At 61.1% G+C, this 22,563-nt stretch carries 20 protein-coding genes and 2 tRNA genes; 19 read left to right on the top strand and 3 right to left on the bottom strand.

Translation table 11 applies throughout. The features are described 5' to 3' along the window. Window positions 1-66 precede the first annotated feature (66 nt). From glp to DW892_RS03905, 15 genes are all read left to right on the top strand, one after another. A complete protein-coding gene (gene glp, locus DW892_RS03975) occupies window positions 67-1,329 on the top strand; it encodes a gephyrin-like molybdotransferase Glp (RefSeq protein ID WP_117765855.1) in 1,263 nt (420 codons plus the stop codon). A gap of 10 nt (window positions 1,330-1,339) precedes the next feature. Beyond that, window positions 1,340-1,819 carry a molybdenum cofactor biosynthesis protein B gene (locus DW892_RS03970; protein ID WP_117765853.1) on the top strand — a complete coding sequence of 160 codons (480 nt, stop codon included), beginning with the start codon at window positions 1,340-1,342 and terminating at the stop codon, window positions 1,817-1,819. A gap of 204 nt (window positions 1,820-2,023) precedes the next feature. Beyond that, window positions 2,024-2,899, top strand: coding sequence for a molybdate ABC transporter substrate-binding protein (gene modA, locus DW892_RS03965; RefSeq protein ID WP_117765851.1), 876 nt, complete (start codon window positions 2,024-2,026; stop codon window positions 2,897-2,899). Between the two features lie 245 nt (window positions 2,900-3,144). Beyond that, window positions 3,145-4,410 (top strand): molybdate ABC transporter permease subunit, encoded by a 1,266-nt coding sequence (gene modB / locus DW892_RS03960; protein WP_233546804.1) that lies wholly within the window; start codon window positions 3,145-3,147, stop codon window positions 4,408-4,410. A gap of 3 nt (window positions 4,411-4,413) precedes the next feature. After that, complete coding sequence (locus tag DW892_RS03955; protein WP_117765847.1) at window positions 4,414-5,484, top strand: sulfate/molybdate ABC transporter ATP-binding protein; 1,071 nt, start codon at window positions 4,414-4,416, stop codon at window positions 5,482-5,484. Window positions 5,485-5,915: 431 nt separating this feature from the next. Beyond that, window positions 5,916-7,199 carry a double-cubane-cluster-containing anaerobic reductase gene (locus DW892_RS03950; RefSeq protein WP_117584066.1) on the top strand — a complete coding sequence of 428 codons (1,284 nt, stop codon included), beginning with the start codon at window positions 5,916-5,918 and terminating at the stop codon, window positions 7,197-7,199. Between the two features lie 150 nt (window positions 7,200-7,349). Next, entirely contained in the window at window positions 7,350-8,513 is a 1,164-nt protein-coding gene (locus DW892_RS03945) for a double-cubane-cluster-containing anaerobic reductase (protein ID WP_117765845.1), read from the top strand. Window positions 8,514-8,667: 154 nt separating this feature from the next. Continuing rightward, window positions 8,668-9,432 carry an acyl-CoA dehydratase activase gene (locus DW892_RS03940; RefSeq protein ID WP_117765843.1) on the top strand — a complete coding sequence of 255 codons (765 nt, stop codon included), beginning with the start codon at window positions 8,668-8,670 and terminating at the stop codon, window positions 9,430-9,432. Between the two features lie 82 nt (window positions 9,433-9,514). After that, the gene (selD, locus tag DW892_RS03935; RefSeq protein WP_117765841.1) at window positions 9,515-10,564 is read left to right on the top strand and encodes a selenide, water dikinase SelD; all 1,050 of its coding nucleotides are present in this window, start codon (window positions 9,515-9,517) and stop codon (window positions 10,562-10,564) included. Window positions 10,565-10,625: 61 nt separating this feature from the next. After that, window positions 10,626-11,252 carry a sulfurtransferase-like selenium metabolism protein YedF gene (gene yedF / locus DW892_RS03930; protein ID WP_117765839.1) on the top strand — a complete coding sequence of 209 codons (627 nt, stop codon included), beginning with the start codon at window positions 10,626-10,628 and terminating at the stop codon, window positions 11,250-11,252. Between the two features lie 19 nt (window positions 11,253-11,271). Next, window positions 11,272-11,523, top strand: a complete 252-nt coding sequence (locus DW892_RS03925; protein ID WP_117765837.1) for a DUF3343 domain-containing protein — start codon at window positions 11,272-11,274, stop codon at window positions 11,521-11,523. Continuing rightward, window positions 11,520-12,659 carry an aminotransferase class V-fold PLP-dependent enzyme gene (locus DW892_RS03920; RefSeq protein ID WP_117765835.1) on the top strand — a complete coding sequence of 380 codons (1,140 nt, stop codon included), beginning with the start codon at window positions 11,520-11,522 and terminating at the stop codon, window positions 12,657-12,659. The genes DW892_RS03925 and DW892_RS03920 overlap by 4 nt, the downstream gene beginning before the upstream one ends. A gap of 67 nt (window positions 12,660-12,726) precedes the next feature. Then, window positions 12,727-14,085 (top strand): branched-chain amino acid transport system II carrier protein, encoded by a 1,359-nt coding sequence (gene brnQ / locus DW892_RS03915; protein ID WP_117765833.1) that lies wholly within the window; start codon window positions 12,727-12,729, stop codon window positions 14,083-14,085. Window positions 14,086-14,176: 91 nt separating this feature from the next. After that, window positions 14,177-14,253 (top strand) — tRNA-Pro (locus DW892_RS03910). A 6-nt stretch (window positions 14,254-14,259) separates the two neighbouring features. Continuing rightward, a tRNA-Gly gene (locus tag DW892_RS03905) sits at window positions 14,260-14,333 on the top strand. 210 nt (window positions 14,334-14,543) lie between these two features. Here DW892_RS03905 and DW892_RS03900 read toward each other — a convergent pair. The 3 genes from DW892_RS03900 to DW892_RS03890 form a co-directional block, all read right to left on the bottom strand. Next, window positions 14,544-15,539 carry a hypothetical protein gene (locus DW892_RS03900; protein WP_117765831.1) on the bottom strand — a complete coding sequence of 332 codons (996 nt, stop codon included), beginning with the start codon at window positions 15,537-15,539 and terminating at the stop codon, window positions 14,544-14,546. Window positions 15,540-15,806: 267 nt separating this feature from the next. Then, a complete protein-coding gene (locus DW892_RS03895) occupies window positions 15,807-16,283 on the bottom strand; it encodes a PIN domain-containing protein (RefSeq protein ID WP_187364976.1) in 477 nt (158 codons plus the stop codon). Continuing rightward, window positions 16,276-16,599 (bottom strand): type II toxin-antitoxin system RelB/DinJ family antitoxin, encoded by a 324-nt coding sequence (locus DW892_RS03890; RefSeq protein ID WP_117765829.1) that lies wholly within the window; start codon window positions 16,597-16,599, stop codon window positions 16,276-16,278. The genes DW892_RS03895 and DW892_RS03890 overlap by 8 nt, the downstream gene beginning before the upstream one ends. A gap of 429 nt (window positions 16,600-17,028) precedes the next feature. On the opposite strand from DW892_RS03890, the gene DW892_RS03885 reads away from it, so the two are divergent. From DW892_RS03885 to hyfB, 4 genes are all read left to right on the top strand, one after another. Further along, complete coding sequence (locus tag DW892_RS03885; RefSeq protein WP_022095206.1) at window positions 17,029-17,547, top strand: 4Fe-4S dicluster domain-containing protein; 519 nt, start codon at window positions 17,029-17,031, stop codon at window positions 17,545-17,547. A 76-nt stretch (window positions 17,548-17,623) separates the two neighbouring features. Beyond that, complete coding sequence (gene fdhF / locus DW892_RS03880) at window positions 17,624-19,846, top strand: formate dehydrogenase subunit alpha (protein ID WP_117765827.1); 2,223 nt, start codon at window positions 17,624-17,626, stop codon at window positions 19,844-19,846. A gap of 78 nt (window positions 19,847-19,924) precedes the next feature. Further along, window positions 19,925-20,542 carry a 4Fe-4S dicluster domain-containing protein gene (locus DW892_RS03875; protein WP_117564604.1) on the top strand — a complete coding sequence of 206 codons (618 nt, stop codon included), beginning with the start codon at window positions 19,925-19,927 and terminating at the stop codon, window positions 20,540-20,542. Next, window positions 20,535-22,553, top strand: a complete 2,019-nt coding sequence (gene hyfB, locus DW892_RS03870; protein ID WP_117765825.1) for a hydrogenase 4 subunit B — start codon at window positions 20,535-20,537, stop codon at window positions 22,551-22,553. The genes DW892_RS03875 and hyfB overlap by 8 nt, the downstream gene beginning before the upstream one ends. Window positions 22,554-22,563: the final 10 nt, after the last annotated feature.

Here is a 22,563-nt window from a genome sequence, read left to right as displayed (position 1 = left end):
GATTATACTGAGACAAGCATAAAGAATCGGCGTCCCTGTTGTGCGCCGTGGCATTAAGAGGTGCATATGGCAGAGAAACTCATTCCGCTGGATGACGCACAGTCGATTGTCCTGTCGCACGTTGCTCCGACCGATCTCGTCGAGATTCCCGTGTGGCAGGCCGCCGGTCTTCCCTTGGCCGAGGACGCGGTGGCCGATATCGACATTTCGCCGTTTGCCAACAGCGCTATGGACGGATATGCCGTGCGTGCGGCCGATCTTGCTGCGGCCACCGATGACACTCCGGTGACGCTCTCCGTCGTGGGGCACGAGGCAGCGGGCCATGTCTTTGAGGGCGTGGTCGGCGTGGGCGAGACGGTCCGCATTATGACAGGCGCGCCGGTGCCCGAGGGTGCTGACGCCGTAGTGAAATACGAGATCGTCGACGTGCTTGACGGCGATGGCAACGAGGGCTCGCACGTTCGCTTCTCGGCGCCTGCCAAGGTGGGGGAGAACGTTCGCTCTGCCGCCGAGGAGGCCCATGCCGGCGATGCTGTGATGCACGCCGGCGAGGTCGTGGCTCCGGCGGGCGCGGGTCTGCTGGCAAGCGCCGGATACGCGAGCGTGAAGGTGCACGCTGCCCCACGTGTGGGCATCATCTCGCTGGGTACGGAATTGGTCGCACCGAGTAAGGTGCCGGCGCGCGGTCAGATTCGCGATTCCAACTCCTCGGCGTTGATGGCCGAAGCACTCGATGCCGGCGCTGAGCCCGTGTTCTACGGCATTGCGCCCGACGATGAGCAGGCGATTGCCGAGCTGGTGCATCGCGCCGCGCAGGAGTGCGATTTTGTCATTACGAGCGGTGGCGCCTCGGCAGGCGACTACGACTACGTGACGGCGCTCGTCCGGCGCGAGGGCGAGGTACTGTTCGATCGCATCTCGATGCGTCCGGGCAAGGCCATCACGTTTGGCTTGCTCGGGGGTAAGCCCTACCTAGGGCTTTCAGGCAATCCGGCCGCGGCGTATGTAGGCTTTGAGATGCTTGCCCGTCCGGCGATCCGCAAGATGCGCGGCTTTGCCGAGGGCGTGCGTCCCGTACAGCAGGCGACGCTCACGCACGGCGTGAAAAAGCGACAGCATCGCTGCTTCTTCGATCGCGCCACGGTTTTGCGTGACCCCGAGACCGGTGAGCTGTTGGTGACCGAGGCCAAGACGCAGAATTCGGCGCTGCTCGGCACGATGCAGCGGGCCAACTGTCTGCTGCGTATTGACGAAGGGCCGTGTGAGCTCAAGGCGGGCGATGTCGTGGACGTTGTTCGCGTCGACCTGCCCGAGGACGCCGTGTTGTAGGAGGAATGCTATGGAACTGAAGATTTCGATCGTGACGTGCTCGGATACGCGCGATCTTGCCCAGGACGAGGCTGGAGCTGCACTCGAGGAGCTTATCGAGGCGCAGGGCTGGACGGTCGCCTCACATGCGGTCGTGCGCGACGACGTCAGCGAAATCGGTGATGCCATTGTGGAAGCCGCCGATGAGTGCCACGCCAATGTCGTGCTCACCTGCGGCGGCACGGGGCTTTCGATGCGCGATGTGACGCCTGAGGCGACGCGTGCCGTCTGCGACCGCGATGTGCCGGGTATTGCAGAGGCAATCCGTGCGTACTCCATGACCAAGACGCGCCGCGCTATGCTCTCGCGCGCTGTGTGCATGCAGCGTGGGTATACGCTTGTCATCAACTTTCCGGGATCCACGAAAGCGGCCCGCGAAAGCTGGGAGGCCGTGAGCGACCAGCTGGAGCATGCGGCCCAGATGACGGCGGGCGGCGGGCACGCCAACTAAGCGGTTTACCTGCGGCGGGGCGACCTTACGGGCTGCTCCGCCTTTTTTATGCAGCGACAGTGCGGGCCGTCTCGTGGTTATTGATAAAAGAAAATTATCAGACGAGAAATCTTTATAACTGATATTATTCGCGCGAAAGTATAATCTAGTAACAGAACAAAGCTCGCGGTGGGCGCCCGGGCGTACCGTTCGAAAGGGTTGAACATGTTCGATATGGTTTCTCGCCGCGGATTCGTCTCGCTTTCTGCTGTTGCCGCTGCCGGCCTTGGCCTTGCCGGGTGCTCCGGCAATAAGGCACCTGAGTCGACTGGCTCCGATGCCGGATCCGCCAAGGCATCTTCCAAGAAGGAAACCGTCGAGCTGCAGGTCTTTGCCGCCAACTCGCTCGAGAAGGCTCTGCCCGAGGTCCAAGAGCTTTACACCGAGCAGACCGGGACCACGTTTGCCGACACGCAGTTTAAGGCGTCTGGCGACCTTGTCGAGCAGATGCGTGCCGGTGCTGCGGTCGACGTACTCATCACCGCTTCCAAGGGCACCATGGACGACGCCGAGGCCGCCGAGCTCGTCGATGCCGACACGCGTGAGGATATGTTCGTCAACGACCTCGTGATCATTCGCGCTGAGGGCTCCGACACCAAGGTCGAGGCCATCGCCGACGTCGCGAATCTGGACGGCAAGATCGCCATTGGCGATGCCAAGACCGTTCCCGCCGGCAAGTACGCCAACCAGGCCCTGGCCTCCGTGGGCCTCTATACCGGCGCCGAGGGCGACGACGGCGAGTACGCTCCCGAGATCGCCGACAAGGTCGCACTGGCCGACAAAGTTGGTACCGCCGCCGCCTATGTGTCCACAGGCGACTGCGTGGCCGGTTTTGTCTACAGCTCCGATATCTTCCGCTACGAGGGCATCGAGGAGGCTTTCGTGTGCCCCGAGGATTCGCACAAGCCCATCGTGTACCCGGGTGCCGTTGCCGAGAGCTCCGAGCACGCCGACGAGGCCAAGGCGTTCATCGACTTCTGTCTGACCAACAAGAAGGCGCAGAAGATTTGGGCTAAGTACGGCTTTGAGCTTTCCGCGTAGTGCGGCTTGGCGCGATAATTCCATCGTTTTGTGTTTCACTCCGTCCTTGTATTCGCTTGGAGCTTTTCGTGCTTAATAGATTCCGCATGCTTGTCGCCTGTGCTTTGACCTTCGCGCTTTGCTGGGTGCCGGGATTTGCGTTTGCTGGGGACACTGGGGACGGGGCCCAGGTTGCTGCGACCGCTCATGGGCTTTCCTATGGGATCGAGGGTTTTGAGCGGTTGGCCAGGGGGACCGCTCGTGCTATGGAGGGCCAGCCTGAGGGCTACCGGTTTCCCGTTGACGCGGACGTGGACCTTGTAGTGGCGCCTGCTGCCGATCGCGTTGTGGCGTGGATATCGCCCAAGGCGGTCGAGAAGTATGGATTGGATCCGCAGGATAACGAGTGCGTATCGGGTCTCAAGGCCCTCGTCTGTGAGCTCGACAGCGCAAACTGCATGGGAGGCGCGCAGCTAGGGGACGTGGATCTTCCTTGGTATGTCACGGCGGAAACAACGTTTGATGCCGGCGGGTATACCTATGGCTTTGACGAGCGCGGTGAGGATGGGGACCGCTATGTGGTGATTGCATCAGCCTCGGGTGATGCCAAGGGCGGCGCGCGTTGGCTTGATAGCGCTCAAATGGTTGAAGCATCGTCTGTCGTGTTGCGGGATGAGCAGGGGCCCTTGACCTCTCTGGCCTCCTTTTTAGGCGACATCGACTATCGCCCGTTTTGGGTGTCCATTAAAACGAGCGGCCTTGCCCTGCTGATCTCCTTTGCGCTGGGTCTGTTCGCCGCGTGGAAGACCATGGGTACCTCGAGTCGCATCAAGGGCCTGCTCGATTCGGTCTTTACGATTCCTATGGTGCTGCCGCCCACGGTCTGCGGCTTTCTGCTCCTCATGCTGTTTGGCCGCTCGACCGGGGTGGGCCAGTGGCTCATCGCGCACGGCATCTCGATCGTCTTTACGTGGCCCGCGGCGGTCATTTCGGCCGTCGTTGTGTCGTTTCCGCTGGTCTACCGCACGGCGCTCGGAGCATTTGAGAGCCTTGACACGCAGATGCTCGATGCCGCGCGAACCTTGGGGTGGTCCGAACGTCGCGTCTTTGCCAAGCTCATGATGCCGCTCGGCTGGCCCTCCATCGCCGCCGGCACGGTGCTCGCCTTCGCGCGTGCCATGGGCGAGTTCGGTTGCACCCTGTTCTTTGCGGGCAACTACGCCGGTATTACGCAGACCATTCCCATTGCGATTTACTTTGAGTGGATGGGCGGCAATACGTCGGTGGCCCTCTTTTGGGTCGTGGTCGTAATTGCGTTCAGCTTCCTGGTCATCCTATTCATCAACATGTACACGGCGCATTCGCAAAAGTATCGCGAGCGTGGTCTCTCCCGCGCGGAGCGCAAACAGGCCAAGCAGCTGTGTGGCCAGGCCGATTCGCTCGACCCAGTCGGCGGCGATGCGCTGCGTATCGATCGCGAGGCGCTGGCCGAGCTCATGCGCGATGATACGGTCGCAAAGGGAGGTCGATAAGCCATGTCGCTTGTTCTGGATATCAAAAAGCGCTATTCGGGGTTCACCCTCGACATCCAACTCGAAGCCGGCGAGGAGCGCGTGGCGCTGCTCGGCGCCTCCGGATGCGGCAAGAGCTGCACCTTGCGCTGCATTGCCGGCGTGGAGACGCCCGACAAGGGCAAGATCGTCGTCAACGGCGTAACCTTCTTTGATTCGGCGGCGGGCATCAACCTGTCGCCCCAGGAGCGCAAATGCGCTCTGTTGTTCCAAAACTATCAGCTCTTTCCCAACATGACGGTGGCCGATAACGTGTGCGCCGGCGTAAAGGATGCGGGCGACGCCGCGGCGCGCAGGCAACTTGCCGAGCCTTACCTGGGCATCTTTGGCCTAGCCGATTTCGCCGACCGCTATCCCGCGCGCCTTTCGGGCGGCCAGCAGCAGCGCGTGGCGCTCGCGCGCATGGTGGCGGCGCACCCAGGCATCTTTATGTTTGACGAGCCCATGAGCGCGCTCGATGCCTACCTTAAGAGCGCCCTCGAGCAGAACATGCTCGACCTGTTCGATGTCTGCAGCCGCACCGTGCTCTACGTGAGCCACGACATCGACGAAGCGTGCCGTCTGTGCGAGCGCATCTGCGTGATGCACGACGGGCATGTTGAGGAGATCGGCTCCGTCGAGGACGTGGTCCGCCGCCCGCAGACGTTGGCGGCACTGCGCCTTACGGGCTGCAAGAATACAAGCCGAGCGCGCAAGATCGACGACGAAGAAGTTGAGGCCCTCGACTGGGGCATGACCTTTAACGTGGGACACGAGGTTCCCGATGATGTGGCGTACCTGGGGATTCGCGCAAGCTACTTCCATGTTGACAATCGTGCTGAGCGGGGCCGCAACAGCTACGATTTGCACGTGGCCCGTGTGAGCGATTCGCGCTTTGAGCGGCTGGTGCTGCTGGATGTGCCGCGCATCGATGCGTCCACGCGTCTGCAGTGGAAGGTCAACAAGGTGAGGATGCCTGTCGACGAGCTACCGCAAGCAGGCGAGACGCTGCGCATGCATTTTGATGCGAGCAGGATTCATTTGGTTTGTCGATAGTGCCGGGTAATGCCGTCGGGGGATATAAGCCTCGGCGGCTTTGTTTTTGCCGTTCGCCGAATGAGGGATGACAAACTCTTATCAATCAAGATAATAATTTATTGAATGACGGAACACGACGCTGTCGTACGAATGTCAACGGTGTTCGCATGGTCGATGACCGTTGATATAGTTGACCTCAACTTGTAAAGGAGGGTGCGCACATGCCGCAGACGACATATATTCGCCGCGTTGCCGCGCGCGCCCTGTATATGGCTCGGAGTCGCATATGAGCAAGTATGTTCACGGCTCCGGGAGAGACGACGCACAGCTAAATAATCGACCGCAAAGCAGGTTCCCCAAAATCCCGGGTTTAGGCGCGGCTGGGTTTTCGCCACCCACCGTGCAGCAATACCGTAGCTATTCATATTTGGTTCGAGAGGGGAACCGTCATGGCTGAAGAATTTGATTTCCATCCGATGTGGGAGAGCCTCGGCATGAATCTTGCCGACCACGACATGCTGCTGGGCGCCGTGGGCCAGATGTACGGCGATATGTTCTTGACGCAGAACAATCGCCCCAAGTCCACGTCCTACCTGGACTTTGTGGCCACCAACATCCACAGCGGCCGTATTAAGGAGATGCTCGACAAGAAGGAGGCCGGCGAGGCCACCAAGATCGTGGGCTCGTTCTGCGTCTACGTGCCCGAGGAGATCGTGCTTGCCTGTGACGGCATTCCCGTTGGTCTGTGCTCGGGCGCCGATTGGGCAACGGACAAGGTCGAGGAGCACTTGCCGCGCAACACTTGTCCGCTTATCAAGAGCTTTGCCGGCTTTAAGCTGGGCGAGGTCTGCCCCTACATTGAGTCGAGTGACTTGGTGGTAGGCGAGAACACCTGCGATGGCAAGAAGAAAGCCTACGAGTTTTTTGCCACGCAAAAGAACATGTACGTCATGGATATTCCCAACGTACACGACGAGTCGACGCTCGTGACCTGGAAGGCCGAGGTCAAGAAGCTCGCCGCCAAGATCGAGGAAGAGTGCGGCGTCACGATTACGCCTGAGCGTCTGAAGGCCGCCATCCACGCCGTCAATGAGAAGCGTCGCGCCCTGCAGCGCCTCGCTGCCACGCGCGCTGCCGACCCTGCGCCCATCAGCGGTCTTGACAGCCTGCTGACCGTTCAGGCCGCCTTTATGGACGACACGCCACGTCTGACCGGAGCCATTAACGATATGGCGGCTGAGTGCGAGCAGCGTGTCGAGGCCGGCGAGGGCGTGGCGCCCAAGGGGACCAAGCGCATTCTGTACACCGGCACGCCCATGGCCGTGCCCAACTGGAAGCTGTTCAACCTCATCGAGAAAGCCGGCGGCGTTGTGGTAGGCGAGGAGTCCTGCACGGGCTCGCGCTACTACAAGGACCTGGTCGACGAGTCCGGTGAGACGGTGGATGAGATGCTCGATGCCATCGCCGAGCGCTACTTTAAGATCAACTGCGCCGTCTTTACGCCCAACGACCAGCGTATGAAGGACATTGTCCAGATGGCCAAGGACCTGCATGCCGACGGCATTGTCGACGTGGCCCTGCAGTTCTGCACGCTCTATGAGATGGAGTCGTTTGCCGTGGAGAAGGCCGCCGAGGAAGCCGGCATTCCGTTTATGCACATCACGACCGACTACGCCGGTGAGGATGCAGGCCAACTGCAAACCAGGATCGAGGCCTTCTTGGAAACCATTTAGGGCTATCCGTCCCGGCGGCTTTCCCAGGCACCCGATCTCGCCGTTCAAACCGTCGCTTGCGTGCGAAAGTACGCGGCGCGCCTCTTTCACGGCAACCTCGGGAACCTGGGAAAGCCGCTTCCTTGGTTGGTTAAAAGGTTTAGGAGTTATATGTCGGAAAATATTGAGCAGCCGTTGCCGCGCACGTTTGAGGAGTTCAACGAGCAACGCAAGGCGGCGTTTATTCGCGTCAAGGATTACAAGCAGGCCGGCAATCGCCTGGTCGGTTTTCTGTGCAGCTACACGCCGCTCGAGATTATCGATGCCGCGGGGGCTGCGAGCGTGGCGCTGTGCGGCACGTCCGACGAGGTGATTCCCGAGGCCGAGAAGGTGCTGCCGGCAAATCTGTGTCCGCTCATCAAATCGACGTACGGCTTTGCCTACTCGCAAAAGTGCCCGTTTACGTACTTTAGCGACATGATCATCGGCGAGACCACCTGCGACGGCAAGAAGAAGATGTACGAGCTCTTAAACGAGCTCAAGCGCACGCACATTCTGCATCTTCCGCAGGGTCGCGATCGTGCCTACGAGCGTGATGGCTGGTACGAGGAGTGCCGCCTGCTCAAGGAGGAGCTCGAGGGCTTCTACGGCATCACGATTACCGACGATGACCTGCGCGCTGCCGTCCGTCGTCGCAACCGCTTGCGTGCGGCCCAGCTCGAGATGTTTGCACTGCAGGCTAACCAGCCGGCGGCCATGAGCGGCGTCGACCTGATGAGCACCATGTTTGCCGGTACGTTCAGCTTTGATATCGAGGCCTATACGCAGCGGCTGGAGCAAAAGGTCGCCAAGCTGCGCGAGGCCTACGACGCGGGCGAGCGCCCGGTCGCGGCGGATGCCAAGCGCATTCTGATCACCGGCTGCCCGGTGGGCGGCGTGATCAACAAGATCGGCCGCACCATCGAGTCCAACGGCGGTGTGGTCGTGTGCATGGACGACTGCTCGGGCGAGCGCACGGCGGCCATGATGATCGACCCGGAGGCTCCCGACATCCTGCGCGCCATCGCCGACCGCTACCTGGATATCAACTGCTCGGTCATGACGCCCAACGACGGTCGTATGGAAAACACGCTGGCCATGTGCGAGAAGTATCATGTCGATGGCGTAGTGGAGAGCGTGCTGCAGGCGTGCCACACCTTTAACGTGGAGAGTGCGCGCATGCAGGAGGCTGTCGAGGGTGCGGGTATTCCGTATATGAAGATCGAGACCGACTACAGCAACGGCGACATGGGCCAGATTGAGACCCGCATCGCCGCCTTCATCGAAACCCTCTAGCTTCCTCAGGCACCGGATCTTGCCCCTCAAACCGTCGCTTGCGTACCAAAGTACGCCGCGCTCCTCTTTCGGGGCAACCTCCGGCACCTGAGAAACCTAGAGCTAAGGCGCCTGAACGCGCCGCTGTCTTTGATGTTTGGATTAGGAGAGAGCCATGATAGGGATCGGGATCGATATCGGGTCTACGGCGGCTAAGGCTGCCGTGGTCGATGGGGAGGGTTCGGTGGCGTGGACGTGCGTGCAGCCCACCGGGTTCTCCTCGGTCGATGCTTCCGAGCGGCTGCGCGAGGCACTGGCAGCGGCCGGCTATGGCGTGACAGCCGACGACGTGCGCGTGATCGCGACTGGCTACGGCCGTGTCGCCGTGCCCTATGCGCACAAGGTCGTGACCGAGATCACCTGCCACGGCACCGGTGCTGTGCGCCTGTTTGGCGATCACGGCACGGTGATTGACGTGGGCGGCCAGGACACCAAGGTCATTCAGCTTAAAAGTGGCCGCGTGGCCAAGTTTGCCATGAACGACAAGTGCGCCGCCGGCACGGGGCGCTTTTTGGAGATTATGGCCGACCGCCTAGGCATTTCCCAGCAGCAGATGGCCGACCTGGCGCGTTCCGGCGAGCCCACCAAGATCAGCAGCATGTGCACGGTGTTTGCCGAAAGCGAGGTTATCAGCCTGATCGGTCGCGGTGAGCCGCGCGAGAACATCGCACGTGGCGTGATCGACAGCGTGGTCTCGCGCGTGGCGACCATGGCCGGGCAGTCCGCGCCCGCCCCGTACTACCTGACCGGTGGCCTGTGCGAGAACGCCTACGTTGTGGAGCGGTTGGGCGAGCTACTGGGGTCGCCGGTGACCACCTCGCCCCAGGCTCGCTTTGCCGGTGCCATCGGCGCGGCGATTCGCGCACAGGCGCTCGCGTAGGGGGCTTGCGATAAATCGCCCGCTCTCGGCGCCGCCATGCGTATACTGGGAGGAACTGATTGACCTATGAGAGGAGGAATCGATGGCTGACGAACTCGTGAAGCTCACGTCCATGACGGCCGCGAGCGGTTGAGCCGCTAAGTTGGCCCCCGGAGCCCTCGCCCAGGTCCTGGGCGATTTACCCAATGTGCATAACGACAACTTGCTCGTGGGGTTCGATACCTCCGACGATGCAAGCGTCTTCCGCGTTGGCGACAACTTGGGCCTCGTGCAGTCCATCGACTTCTTCCCGCCGATGGTCGACGACCCGTTCCTGTTTGGCCAGATCGCCGCGGCCAACTCGCTGTCGGACATCTACGCCATGGGCGGGCGGCCGAGCCATGCCATGAACTTGCTGTGCATCCCGAGCTGCCTGGGCATCGAGGTCGCCGGCCAGATTCTGGCGGGCGGCGCCGACAAGTGCGTCGAGGCTGGCTGCGCCATCGCGGGCGGCCACACCATCAACGACGACGAGCCCAAGTACGGCCTGTCCGTGAGCGGCTTTGTCGCGCTCGACCGCATGCTCGCCAACAGCGGCGCACGCGTGGGCGATGTTCTGCTGCTGACCAAGGCGATCGGCTCGGGCATCATCACCACGGCCATTAAGGGCGAACTCATCGAGCAGGACGAGGCCACAGCCGTGTTTGACTCGATGCGCACCCTCAACGAGGCCCCGATTCGTCTGGCCGAGGGACTCGAGCTTCACGGTTGTACCGACATCACGGGCTTTGGCCTGATCGGGCACGCGTGCGAGATGGCCGAGGGCTCGGGCGTGCAGATTGAGCTCGCGTCGGGGGCGGTGCCGCTCTTTGACCAGGTGCTCGATATGGCGCGTCTGGGCATTATCCCCGCGGGTTCCTACCGCAACCAGGACTTCTTTGGCCCGCGTGTGGCTGCCGACGAGGACCTGGAGTCGGGCATGTTGGATGCGCTGTACGATCCGCAGACCTCGGGCGGCCTGCTCATCGCAGCGCCTGCTGCCGATGTGGACGAGCTCGCGCGCCGTCTGCATGCCGAAGGTCGCGTTGCCGCCACAATCGGCCGCGTGTGCGAGGCGGAGCCGGGCGGTCCTGCTGTTCGCGTTGTTCGCTAGCCCGCACGTTTATGTAACTGTTTACCGTTCTCTAGAACGGTTCTTTCGAAAGGATTTTGCTATGTCTATCAAGATTGAAGTCAATGCCATGGGCGATGCCTGCCCGCTGCCCGTCGTCAAGACGCTTAAGGCACTCAAACAGCTTGATGGCGAGGGTGCCGTGGTGACCTCGGTCGACAACGAGACCGCCGTCAAGAACATCTCCAAGATGGCGCAGGAGAAGGGCTGCACGGCTTCGGTCGAGAAGATCTCGAACGCCGAGTGGCACGTGAGTGTCGCGACCGCCGGTGCCGTGGCCGTTGCGGACCCCGAGCAGGACGGTGCCGCTTTCTGCGACGCCAGCGCCGGCAAGGGCAAGCTCGTCATTTCCGTCTACACCGACTGCATGGGCCGTGGCGACGACGTGCTGGGCCACAAGCTCATGAAGGCCTTCATCTTTGCCGTGACGCAGCAGGAGGAGCTGCCCGCGACTATGCTGTTCTACAACGGCGGTGCCAAGCTGACCGTCGAGGGATCTCCAGTGCTCGACGACCTGAAGGGCCTGGCCGAGCAGGGTGTCGAGATTCTCACCTGCGGTACCTGTCTCGACCACTATGGCATTAAAGACCAGCTTGCGGTGGGCGAGGTCACCAACATGTATGTGATCGTGGAGAAGATGGAGCAGGCCGTGCGCGTCGTGCGCCCGTAGCGTATTGGTTGGAGTTGCCATGAGGGAGAAGCGCCCGGCGCTTGTCATCACGTTTCCCACCACGGCGGCCGCCATGGGCTGCGAGTCCCTGTGCATCGAGCGCGGCCTTCCCGGGCGAACGATTCCCGTGCCCGGGGAGGTCGCTGCCGGCTGCGGTCTGGCGTGGAAGGCGTTGCCTGCCGATGAGGAGCTGCTGCGCAGCGAACTTGCCGCGGCGGGCGTTCCCACCGAGGGCTATACCGTGATTGATATGTGGGAGGTCGTGCGATGATCTACCTGGATAACGCGGCGACGACCATGCACAAGCCGCAGGCGGTCATCGATGCCGTGACGCAGGCGATGTGCTCGCTCGGCAATGCCGGGCGCGGCGCCACGTCGGGTGCCCTCGACGCGGCGCGTGCCATCCACGGCTGTCGCGCCAAGCTTGCGCGCTTGCTGGGCTGCCCGCGTGCTGACCATGTTTGTTTTACGCCCAACTCCACCACGGCGCTCAACACCGTCATCAATGGCGTGGTGCGCCCCGGCGACCGCGTGGTCACAACGGTGCTCGAGCACAACTCCGTGCTGCGTCCGCTCAACCGCCTGGCGGCAGAGCAGGGCGTGACCGTTGAGCACGCGGGCTGCGACGCGAACGGCGTGCTCGACTACGATGAGCTCGAGCGGTTGGTCACGCCGGGCACGCGTGCTGTGGTGGTGACGCACGCCTCCAATGTGACCGGCAACGCGGTCGACATTGCACGCGTGGCCGCTATGGCCCATGCTGCCGGTGCGCTGGTGATCGTCGATGCCTCGCAGTCTGCCGGCACGGCGCATATCGATATGCGGGCCATGGGGCTCGACGTGGTGTGCTTTACCGGCCACAAGGGGCTCATGGGACCTCAAGGCACGGGTGGCCTGGCCGTGGCGGAGGGCATTGACGTGGCTCCTTGGGCCATGGGCGGCACGGGCGTGCACAGCTTCGATGCGCTGCAGCCGCGGGAGTGGCCCACGCGCCTTGAGGCGGGCACGCTCAACGGTCACGGTATCGCCGGCCTTTCTGCCGGCCTCGACTTTATCGAGGCCCAGGGTGGGGTCGAGGCGATTGCTTCCCACGAGCGTGCGCTCGCTGATCGCTTCCTTGCCGGTGTACGCGAGATTCCAGGGATTAAGCTCTACGGTGCGTTTGACCTGCCCACACGCTCGGCGATCGTCTCGCTCAACGTGGGCGATATCGATTCTGCCGAGATTTCGGATGCGCTCATGCAAGGGTGGGGGATTGCGACGCGCCCCGGTGCTCACTGCGCTCCGCTCATGCACCGCGCGTTGGGAACCGAGCGCCAGGGTGTCGTTCGCTTCTCGTTTGGGTATTTCAACACGGACGAGGAAGTTGACGCCGCGATTGAAGCTTTGCGCGATTTAGCTTACTAAAGCGTATATACTTGCGGGATGGGCCTTTTGCCCGTCCCGTTTTTGTTTCGACCCGAAAGGTGGTCCCATGGCCTCATCCGCGCCGCGCGGCCTGCGCTCCGACCATGTCGTTACCGTCGGTATCGCCCTGTTCTCGATGCTCTTTGGCGCCGGCAACCTCATTATTCCGCCGCTGCTGGCGCTGCAGGCAGGTTCTGCCACGCCGGTCGCCATGCTTGGCTTTCTCATCGCCGCCATCGGCTTGCCCGTTATGGGCTTTATCGCCGTGGCACTTGCCGGAACGGCGCGCGAGCTTGCCGGCCGCGTGCACCCCAAATTTGGCGAGTTCTTTGTCGCGGCGGTGTATCTGGCTATCGGCCCGTGCCTGGCCATTCCGCGCACGAGCTCCACGGCCTTCGAGATGCTGGTGCCGCTGCTGCCCGAGGGCGTCTCGCTCGCCACGGCTCGCCTGGTGTTTGCCGTCGGGTTCTTTATCGTCGCATTTGCGCTCACGCTGCGTCCCGGCGTCATCACGCGCGTACTCGGCCGCATTACGGGCCCCGCGCTCATCGCCCTTATCGTATTGGTCGTGGGCGCTGCCGTGGTCTCGCCGCTGGGTCCCGCTGCCGCGCCACAGGCTCCCTATAATGCCGGTGCTGCCGTGCAGGGCTTTTTGACCGGCTATCAGACCATGGACCTGCTCGCGTCGCTCGCCTTTGGCATCATCATCGCCGAGACCATTCATGAGCTGGGTGTTACCGATGACAAGCGTGTGGCCTTCGAGATTTCGCGCTCTGGTGTTATCGCCGGCGTGCTCATGGCCATCATCTACTGCGGCTTGGGCCTTGCCGGTATGCAGCTCGGCACCGTGATGCCCGACGCTACCAACGGCGCCGCTATCCTTGCGCGTTCGGCCTCTATGCATTTTGGTCTTGCCGGCACGGTCGTGGTCTTTGCGATCTTTTTCCTCGCCTGCATGAACGTGTGCATCGGCCTTATCAGCTGCTGCTCGCGTTACTTCTGCGAGACGTATGTGGTCGAAGGGGGAGCGGAGGCTTCCGAGGAGGCCATGCGCCGTCCTTTTGCGGTTCTCGCCTTTGTGTTCGCCGCATTTTCGTGCGTGCTTTCCAACGTGGGCCTCGACGTGATCCTTATGTTCTCGGTGCCCATGCTCAACGCCTTGTATCCCGTTGCCATTGTGCTGGTGCTGATGGGCCTGGTGCACGGCTTTTGCGACGCACATCCGCAGGTTTGGGTCTGGGTCGGCGGCGTTGTCGCGGTGCAGAGCGTAATCACTTCGGTCCGCGATGCGTTCTTTGCGGGCGCGTGGCTACCGTTCGATGCGTTGCCGCTGGCAGATATCGGCGCTGCGTGGGCACCGGTTGCCGTGGTTGCCTTTGTGATCGGTCTGCTCCATAGCCGGTTTGTCGCACATTCGAGGAGCTAGGGTATCGTCGCTTGCACAGGCGGGGAGTCTCACCTATAATTTCCTTCGCTTTGGGACACGCAAGGTTTAGACCTTAGCTGCTCAACACCTTCGGGACGTGGCGCAGTTTGGTAGCGCGCCTGCTTTGGGAGCAGGATGTCGCAGGTTCAAATCCTGTCGTCCCGACCATATCTTGCGGGCGTAGTTCAATGGTAGAACCCCAGCCTTCCAAGCTGATGACGCGGGTTCGATTCCCGTCGCCCGCTCCATTAGATAGACGAACGGCTCTGGCTCCTTTTGGGACCAGAGCCGTTTTCATATACATGTCGGGACCCCACATCCCCTCCTAAGTTGCGGTGAAATAGTTCCTGGATTAGCCACAAAAGCTGTTATCCAGGAACTATTTCACCGCAACTTATTGAGGCCGAGCGGGCTGGGTCGATGATGGGTTCTGTTGTCGAGATGATGAGGGCAGCCGGTCAGGAGTCTGCGTAGGGTTTTGTGGTTGGTATACCGTAGCCGCGCATCATGGAGCCGAGCGCTTTGACATCGTAGGTGTCTGAGAGTTTGAAATGAATGACGTTGTGGCCCATGGCACGTAGGTTCGCGTCGCGCATGAGGGCAGCTCGATAGGTTTTTGCCGCAGTATGTTCCGGATCATTTTGGGCATCGTCCTCAAACTTGCCTAGTCCATGCAGCTCAGCCAGCACCCAAGAGCCGTTTGGCATCTGCCAGCCGTAATCTGCCAAATAATAGCCGGCGTTTCCCGGTCGAGTGATTTCAACCTGAAGTTCGGGAGCGGCAACTCCCGCCAGAATCATTGCCGCCCGTGCCTCGGATTCTCCACCGTTATCCGATCTGCCATCCATGTGTTCAAAAACGTCAAATGCGCGCGCGATGCCGTGCAGTCCGCGGCAGTTCGCTTGTGCATATGCACGCAATTCTTCACGCTCGACACCGTACTCACGAGCCAACCCGTCGACATAGCCTAGTGCATATCGAAAAGCGCTCGTTCGGGCGATGTCGACCACCGTGCGATATGGATCCGTTAACGAAAACGGGCCGAGCTGCCATACGTCGCCCGACCGCCAGCGTCGGTATTCAACGAATTCGTACATATCGCGTCTGGTGGAACGCGGCAGCAGCACTTGCACCTTGTCGAGAAGCGAATATGCAGAACCGATGCCATAGAGCAGTGCCGCCGTTGCACCACAAAATACGGCATCCGGTTCAACGACCGCAATAGCGGATGCCAGCTGAAAGATTCGATCTTCTATACCAAGGTCATTCCAATATGCAGGGTCGGCATATACGTGGTTATAGAGTCGAACGACCAATTGTTTTTTCGTGAGTGCGTAGGCGCAACGTTCATCCCATTTTTCCGTAGCTACAAACAGTCGTCCGTCATGATGAGCCTCGAATATCGAGAAGAATAGCTTTACCTGTGGTTTAGTACAGCGGTCATCGTTACTCATTGGCGACCCCAAGGCATTGAGAGGGAACGAATGACATCAAGCTATCGCATATTCATTCTGTCGGACCTTGCCATGAACTGACCAAAAGCTTGACGGTGCAGGTCAGGAGCTTATAACGGAGCTGGGCACATCGGCAAACGGTCGATAATGGCCTTTCGACGGTATTAAAACCTGCCCTTAAAAAAAGTTGCGGTGAAATAGTTCCTGAAAAGCTCGAATAAGCCTAAAACCAGGAACTATTTCACCGCAACTTAGGAGGGGATGGGGTTAGCTGCGGGGGTGGTGGCGGAGCTTGTCGATGGTGGAGTCGGTGCCGTGGCTGCGGGCTTCGGCGGCGCGGTCGCGGGCGTCGGTGGCGGTTTGGCGTTTACGGCGGTAGTCGATCATGCCTTGGATGATGGGCTTGCCAAAGCTCACGACATCATCGTTGTAGATGGCGGTTCGGGCTGCGAGGAGGCAGTCGGAAAAGTCCATATGGGTCTTGCCAAAGAGTTTGACGGCAAGGGCGACAACGGTGGGCTCGTCGACCATGACGTCATCGAGCAGCCTTTTCATGGCCGCAGCAATCTCGACGCGGGGAACCTTATAGACGTCGCGCAGCGTGACCACGACGCGCGTGATGATTTCGGGGTAGACGCGAGCGGTGCGCGTGGCGATGACCTTTGCGGCGCGCGGTGACAGAACTTCGTCGTCGTCGAGCAGATAGCGCAGGATGACGGTTTTGTCGATGATGGTGCTACTCATGGATATCTACTTCCTCGGGACCCAAAATCGAATCGTCGCTTTCTGTGGCAAGGTATTCAATCCAGGCATTGCGCTCCTCGGAGCGGCGATTGGGGTCCCCATATGCTTTGAGCGATCCATAGGCGGCGGTGCCGTCCTTTGAGCGCACGGCGACCGGCTGAAAGGGAAGTTTGCGCATCAAAATGCTCTGCGCGACAAAAAGACGGACGGCCTCGGCGAGCGATGTGCCCATGGCGTCGTAGAGACGCTCGGCATGCTGCTTGTCTTCTTCGCGAATGCGCACCTGCAGGATGGCTCGTTTTTGAGTCGATGACATCACTGGCCTCCCTTAATGAGCGTGCAATTTGAATAGTCAAATACAGCATCGACTAATAATAGCTAATCTTACAACCACTACTTTATTGCACTAGAGTAATTGAGTGTAAACGATATTACAAACGTACTACATCCTTCAGAAATGAGCGTGAAATCTCCCCTGGATGTACGCATGTAATACACTCACCTTTATAGCTTCTAGAGAATAATTCCAACCTGCCAAAACCCCTGCAATACACCCGTATTGCAGGGCCTATGCTCAAGTTTGCCCCCTGCAACTGCGTATATTTAACCTGTATATCGTTGGAGGAATTCTATCGAAGTGCCTGTTTCGCCGCATGCACTCGATACGCCGATGCCGGACCACGGGCGGTCCGGGACAACGTCGGCAGGGTCTCTCTGGCATGGGATTCAGGAGGGAGTGAACAACATGGGCAATAAACGAGTCGTGGCTGATTCTTCACGCTGCATTGGGTGCCAAACCTGTATGGCGGCGTGCATCGAGGCACACGATATTCCCGGCAACATCGCCGCACCTCGCTTGCGCGTAACGCGCACCTACGAGATCTCCGCGCCGGTGGCATGTCACCACTGCGAGGATGCCCCGTGCGCCAAGGCCTGCCCCACGGGTGCCTTGTTCTTTGATCCAAAGAACCATCGTATCGGCGTCAACGAGGACAACTGCATCGGCTGCAAGAGCTGCGTCATGGCCTGCCCCTTTGGCGCCGTGAGCGTGGCGACCACGCAGGTCCCCGTCTTGATGGGCGACGTGCGCGTGGGTTCGCAGACCAAGAGCTTCGTGCTCAAGTGCGACCTGTGCGTGGACCGTCCCGGCGGTCCGGCGTGTGCCGAGGCGTGCCCGACCAAGGGCCTCACCCTGGTAGACGAGGAGCGCCTGGCGGAACTGACCGCCGAGCGTGCCCGCGCCACCATCGAAAACGAGGCGTAAGCGGGCGGCTAAACAAGCCCAACGATTGTCAAATACGTACCGAGTAATCGGTAGCAGAGAAAGGAAGGAGGGTGTCATGGAGAAGCATAAAGTGATCTGCCCGTACTGCGGCGCCGGTTGCCAGTTTAACCTCCTGGTCCAAAACGGCCAGGTCGTGGGTACCGAACCGCTCAACGGCATCACCAATCAGGGCGAGCTGTGCCTTAAGGGCATGAGCGGCTACGACTTCATCAACGACACCAAGATCTTGACTCCTCGCGTACTGCACCCGATGATCCGCCGCACCAAGGGCGCGGATCTTGAGCGCGTAAGCTGGGACGAGGCACTGGATTTCACCGCATCTAAGATGCAGGCCATAATTGACGAATATGGTCCTAACGCTGTCATGACCACCGGCTCTTCGCGAGGCGGCGGCAATGAGGCGAACTACGTCATGCAGAAGTTTACGCGTGCGTGCATCGGCACCCACAGCGTGGACAACTGCGCCCGTACTTGACACGGCCCTACTGTCCTCGGTCTGATGGACACGGTTGGTTCAGGTTGCATGTCATGCTCCATCCCCGGTATGGAGGATGCGGGCTGCATTTTCCTCTTCGGCTATAACCCTGCCGATTCGCACCCCATCGTCGCAAGGCGCATCGTGCGAGCCAAAGAAAAGGGTTGCAAGATCATCGTCGCCGACCCGCGCCATATCGAAACCGCGCGTATCGCCGATATCTACCTTCCGATCAAGAACGGTTGCAACGTCGCGTTCCTCAACGCCTTTGCCAACTGTCTGGTCAACGATGGCCTCTACGACAAGGAATTCGTCGCCGAGCACACGAACGGCTTTGACGAGTGGTGGGAGACCATCAAGAACTACACTCCCGAATCCGTACAGGACATCACGGGTGTCGATCCCGCGCTGATCCACCAAGCTGCCGAGATGTACGCCACGGCGAAGCCTTCTGCCATCATTGGCTGGGGCATGGGCGTATGCCAGCAGAAGCAGAACCTGAAGACGGTGCACACCATCGCCTCCATCGCCTGCGTTGCCGGCCAGATCGGCAAACCCAATTCCGGCCTCGCGCCCGTGCGCGGTCAGAATAACGTCCAGGGCTCCTGCGATATGGGCATGCTGCCCAACCTGTACCCTGGCTACCAGAAGGTCACCGACCCGGCTGTGCGTGCCAAGTTTGCCAAGGCTTGGGGCGTGCCCGAGGAAAAGCTCCCGCTCGAGGAGGGCTATAAGCTCACCGACCTGGGCCACCTGGTCGACGAGGGCAAGGTGCACTGCTTCTACAACTACGGCGAGGACCCGGTACAGACCGAGCCCGATTCGGCCGGTATGCGCAAGACGCTCTCCGAGCTGGATCTGTTCATTTGCCAGGACATCTTTATGACGCAGACGACCATGCTCGCCGACGTCATCCTGCCTGCCACCTCTTGGGGCGAGCACGAGGGTGTCTTTACCGCATCCGACCGTAGCTTCCAGCACTTTGACGCGGCCGTTCCGCCCAAGGGCGAGTGCCGTCACGACTGGGAGATCTTCGCGGACCTGTCCACGCGTATGGGATACCCCATGCACTACGACAACACCGAGCAGATCTGGAACGAGTGCATTAGCCTGTGCCCCAACTTTGTGGGCGCGACCTACGAGAAGATGGCCCCCGAGGGCGGCTACGCCCAGTGGCCCGTCAAGAGCACCGATGTGAACGACCACGGCACGGCCGACATGTTCGCTGGTGGCAAGTTCACCACCAAGGACGGCCGCGCCAACCTGATGGCGCACGACTGGGAGGCGCCCTCCGAGCTTCCCGACGATGAGTACCCACTCATCCTGTGCACCGTCCGCGAGGTCGGCCACTACAGCTGCCGCTCGATGACCGGCAACTGCAAGACGCTGGCGTTGCTTGCCGACGAGCCCGGCTTTGTCCGCATGAATCCCGCGGACGCCCAGGCGCGCGGCATCAAGAACGGCGACATCGTCTCGATTCACAGCCGCCGCGGCCAGGTATACAGCCGCGCCGACGTGAGCGACCGTATCAACAAGGGCACGGTCTATATGACCTACCAGTGGTGGATCGGCAAGTGCAACGAGCTGACCATGCACAAGGTCGACCCGGTCTCGCACACGCCCGAGGACAAGTTCTCCGCCTGCCAGGTCGACGCCATTGCCGACCAGGTTTGGGCAGAGGGCGAGGTGGAGCGTCAGTACACCGAGCTCAAGCAGGCTCTGGTCGACGCCGCCGCTCCCCAGGACGTTGAGCCCGGCGCCGCCAAGTTCGACGACGAGACGCACGTGAATCAAATCGTGTAGTCCCGTTCTCGTTGGCTTTTTGGGCCGGGCGTCCCGTACGTTCGGGAGCCCGGCCCGTTATTTTGAAAGGAAGTGGGGATGAACCGCTTCATCGACATCAACCCGGAGAGGTGCATCGGCTGCGGAACATGCCAGTCCGCCTGTGCCGACGCCCACCGGATGCAGGGTCTTCAGGATACGCCGCGCCTGGCGCTCGTGAAGACCGGCGGTATTTCGGCCGCCCTTGCCTGCCACCATTGCGAGGGTGCCCCCTGCGCCGAGGTTTGCCCGGTGAATGCCATCGAGCACGATGGCGATCGCATCCACGTTAAGGAGCAGGAGTGCATCGGGTGCAGGCTGTGCGCCATCGCGTGCCCCTTCGGAGCCATCCATCCCGATGGCACGTCTATCGCCGGTGTCGCAGGCATGTGCGACCCGACGCCTTCGTATCCTAAGTCCCTGAGCAGCCTGCTTACGTGGGCTCCTGGCCAGTACACCTGCGCCGTTAAGTGCGACCTGTGCGCCTTCGATCCGGACGGCCCGCATTGTGTGGCGGCGTGCCCCACCAAGGCGCTGACCGTCATGGGCGGCGCGGCCGATCGCGAGCTCGACGAGGCCAAGCGCCTGCGCTCGATCGAAAACGGCCCGACTGTCGACGTTACCGCCGTGGCCCAGGGCCTGTCCGAGAAAGCAGAAGGGAGCGTAAACAATGGATAGCATGACGCTGTTTATCGCATCGCTTGCCGTCTCGTGCATCGGTGCGCTCGCCTCGGTTCTGCTGATCAAGGCCGATAATGCCGCCAAGACCGCCGGCTGCCTTATCGGCGCCGTCGCTGCGGTGCTTTCGTTTGTGGCCGGTATCCAGGCCATGCTGGGCGATGTCACGTCGGTCGACACCATCGTGTTCTTCCCGTTTGCCCATTTCCAGCTGCTGCTCAATCAGCTGTCCGGCCTGTTCGTGGCGCTCATCTCGGTGCTCGCGTTTGCCGGTTCGATCTACGGTCTCAACTACTTTGATGAGTACCCGGGCAAAAAGGGCCGCGCCGGCTTCTTCTTTAACACCTTCGTGGCGTCCATGATGCTCGTCATCACTGCTGACAACGTGTTTTGGTTCCTGGTCGCCTTTGAGCTCATGTCGCTGACCTCGTACTTCCTGGTCGTGATCGAGGAGAACGAGAACTCCATCCATGGCGGTTGGCTCTACTTTGTAATCGCGCACGTGGGCTTTGTGCTCATCATGGCGAGCTTCCTCACCATGACCAACTTCGCCGGTGGTTCGTTTGCCTTTGCGGATTTCCGCGCTACGCAGTTTAGCCCCGCGGTCGCATCCGTGTGCTTCGTGCTCGCCTTCTTTGGCTTTGGCGCCAAGGCCGGTATCATCCCGCTGCACGGCTGGCTGCCCAAGGCACATCCCGAGGCGCCGTCCAACGTGAGTGCCCTCATGTCCGGTGGCATGATCAAGATCGGTATCTTCGGCATCCTCAAGGTTGGTCTCGACCTGCTCTCCGCCTCGGGCGTTCAGGTCTGGTGGGGCCTTATGGTCATGGTCTTCGGTGCGATCTCGTCGGTCCTCGGCGTGGCCTTCGCCCTGCAGGAGCATGACATCAAGCGCCTGCTGGCCTATCACTCCGTCGAGAACATCGGCATCATTCTGCTCGGCGTCGGCGCCTCCATGGCCGCCATGGCGCTCAACTCTGTCGGCATCGCCGTCCTGGCTTTGATGGCCGCCCTCTACCACACGTTTAACCACGCGATGTTTAAGGGCGAGCTGTTCTTGGGCGCCGGTGCGCTGCTGTACTCCACGGGTACGCGCAATATGGAGAAGATGGGCGGCCTGTTCCGTCGTATGCCGGCAACGGCCATCTGCTTTCTCGTTGGCGCGCTTGCCATCTCGGCCATCCCGCCCTTCAACGGCTTTGTGTCCGAGTGGTTTACCTACCAGTCGCTCTTTAACGCCGCCATGCAGGGCGACAAGGCCGTCATGATCGTGGCTGTGTTCGCTGCCGTCGCGCTTGCCATTACCGGCGCTCTGGCCGTCACGTGCTTCGTCAAGGCCTATGGCGTCTCCTTTGCCTCCGCGCCCCGCTCCGAGGCCGCGGCTAATGCCAAGGAGGTTCCCGCCCCCATGGTGTTTGCGCAGGGCCTGCTCGCGGCCATCTGCGTCGTGCTTGGCATTGGCGCTCCCGTGATCGCGCCCGTGCTGGTCGATGTCGCCGCGTCCGTGCTGCATCCGTACGGTGGCGTGTTTGCCGCCGAGGGCATGGAGCTCATGAACCAATACTCCGGCGCTGCCACCTCCACGCCCGCGATCGCTATTGCGCTCGTGGTGCTCGTCGGCCTTGCCTGCGGCTATCGCAAGCTCAAGACCGTCGGTAAGGTGCAGAAGTCCCAGCCGTGGGCATGCGGCTATGCTCCCAACGAGCATATGCCCGTCGTGGCCACGACCTTTGCCTCCGAGGTGTCCTGGTTTATGCAGCCGCTCTACACGCTGCGTGACCGCTGCACGGCCGTCTGCTGGTCCATCGCGCACTTCTTCCAGAAGCTCACCGGTGTGGCTGAGGCTGTGGAGCCCGTACCCGACAAGGTTCTCGTCGATGCCCCGCATAAGGGTGTCGAGAAGCTCGCCGACCTCGCGACTAAGCTCGAGGGCGGCAACTACAGCATCTATATCTGCTACATCGTCGCGGCACTCGTGGTGTTCCTAGTGCTCGCCGTGCAAATGGGTTAAGGAGGGGAGA

The sequence above is a fragment of the Collinsella sp. AM40-7AC genome, from assembly GCF_003468125.1.
In the GTDB taxonomy this organism is placed as follows: Bacteria; Actinomycetota; Coriobacteriia; order Coriobacteriales; family Coriobacteriaceae; genus Collinsella; species Collinsella aerofaciens_O.
The sequence above is the reverse complement of the archived record's forward strand: the minus strand, read 5'-3'. Positions and strand labels throughout refer to the sequence as shown.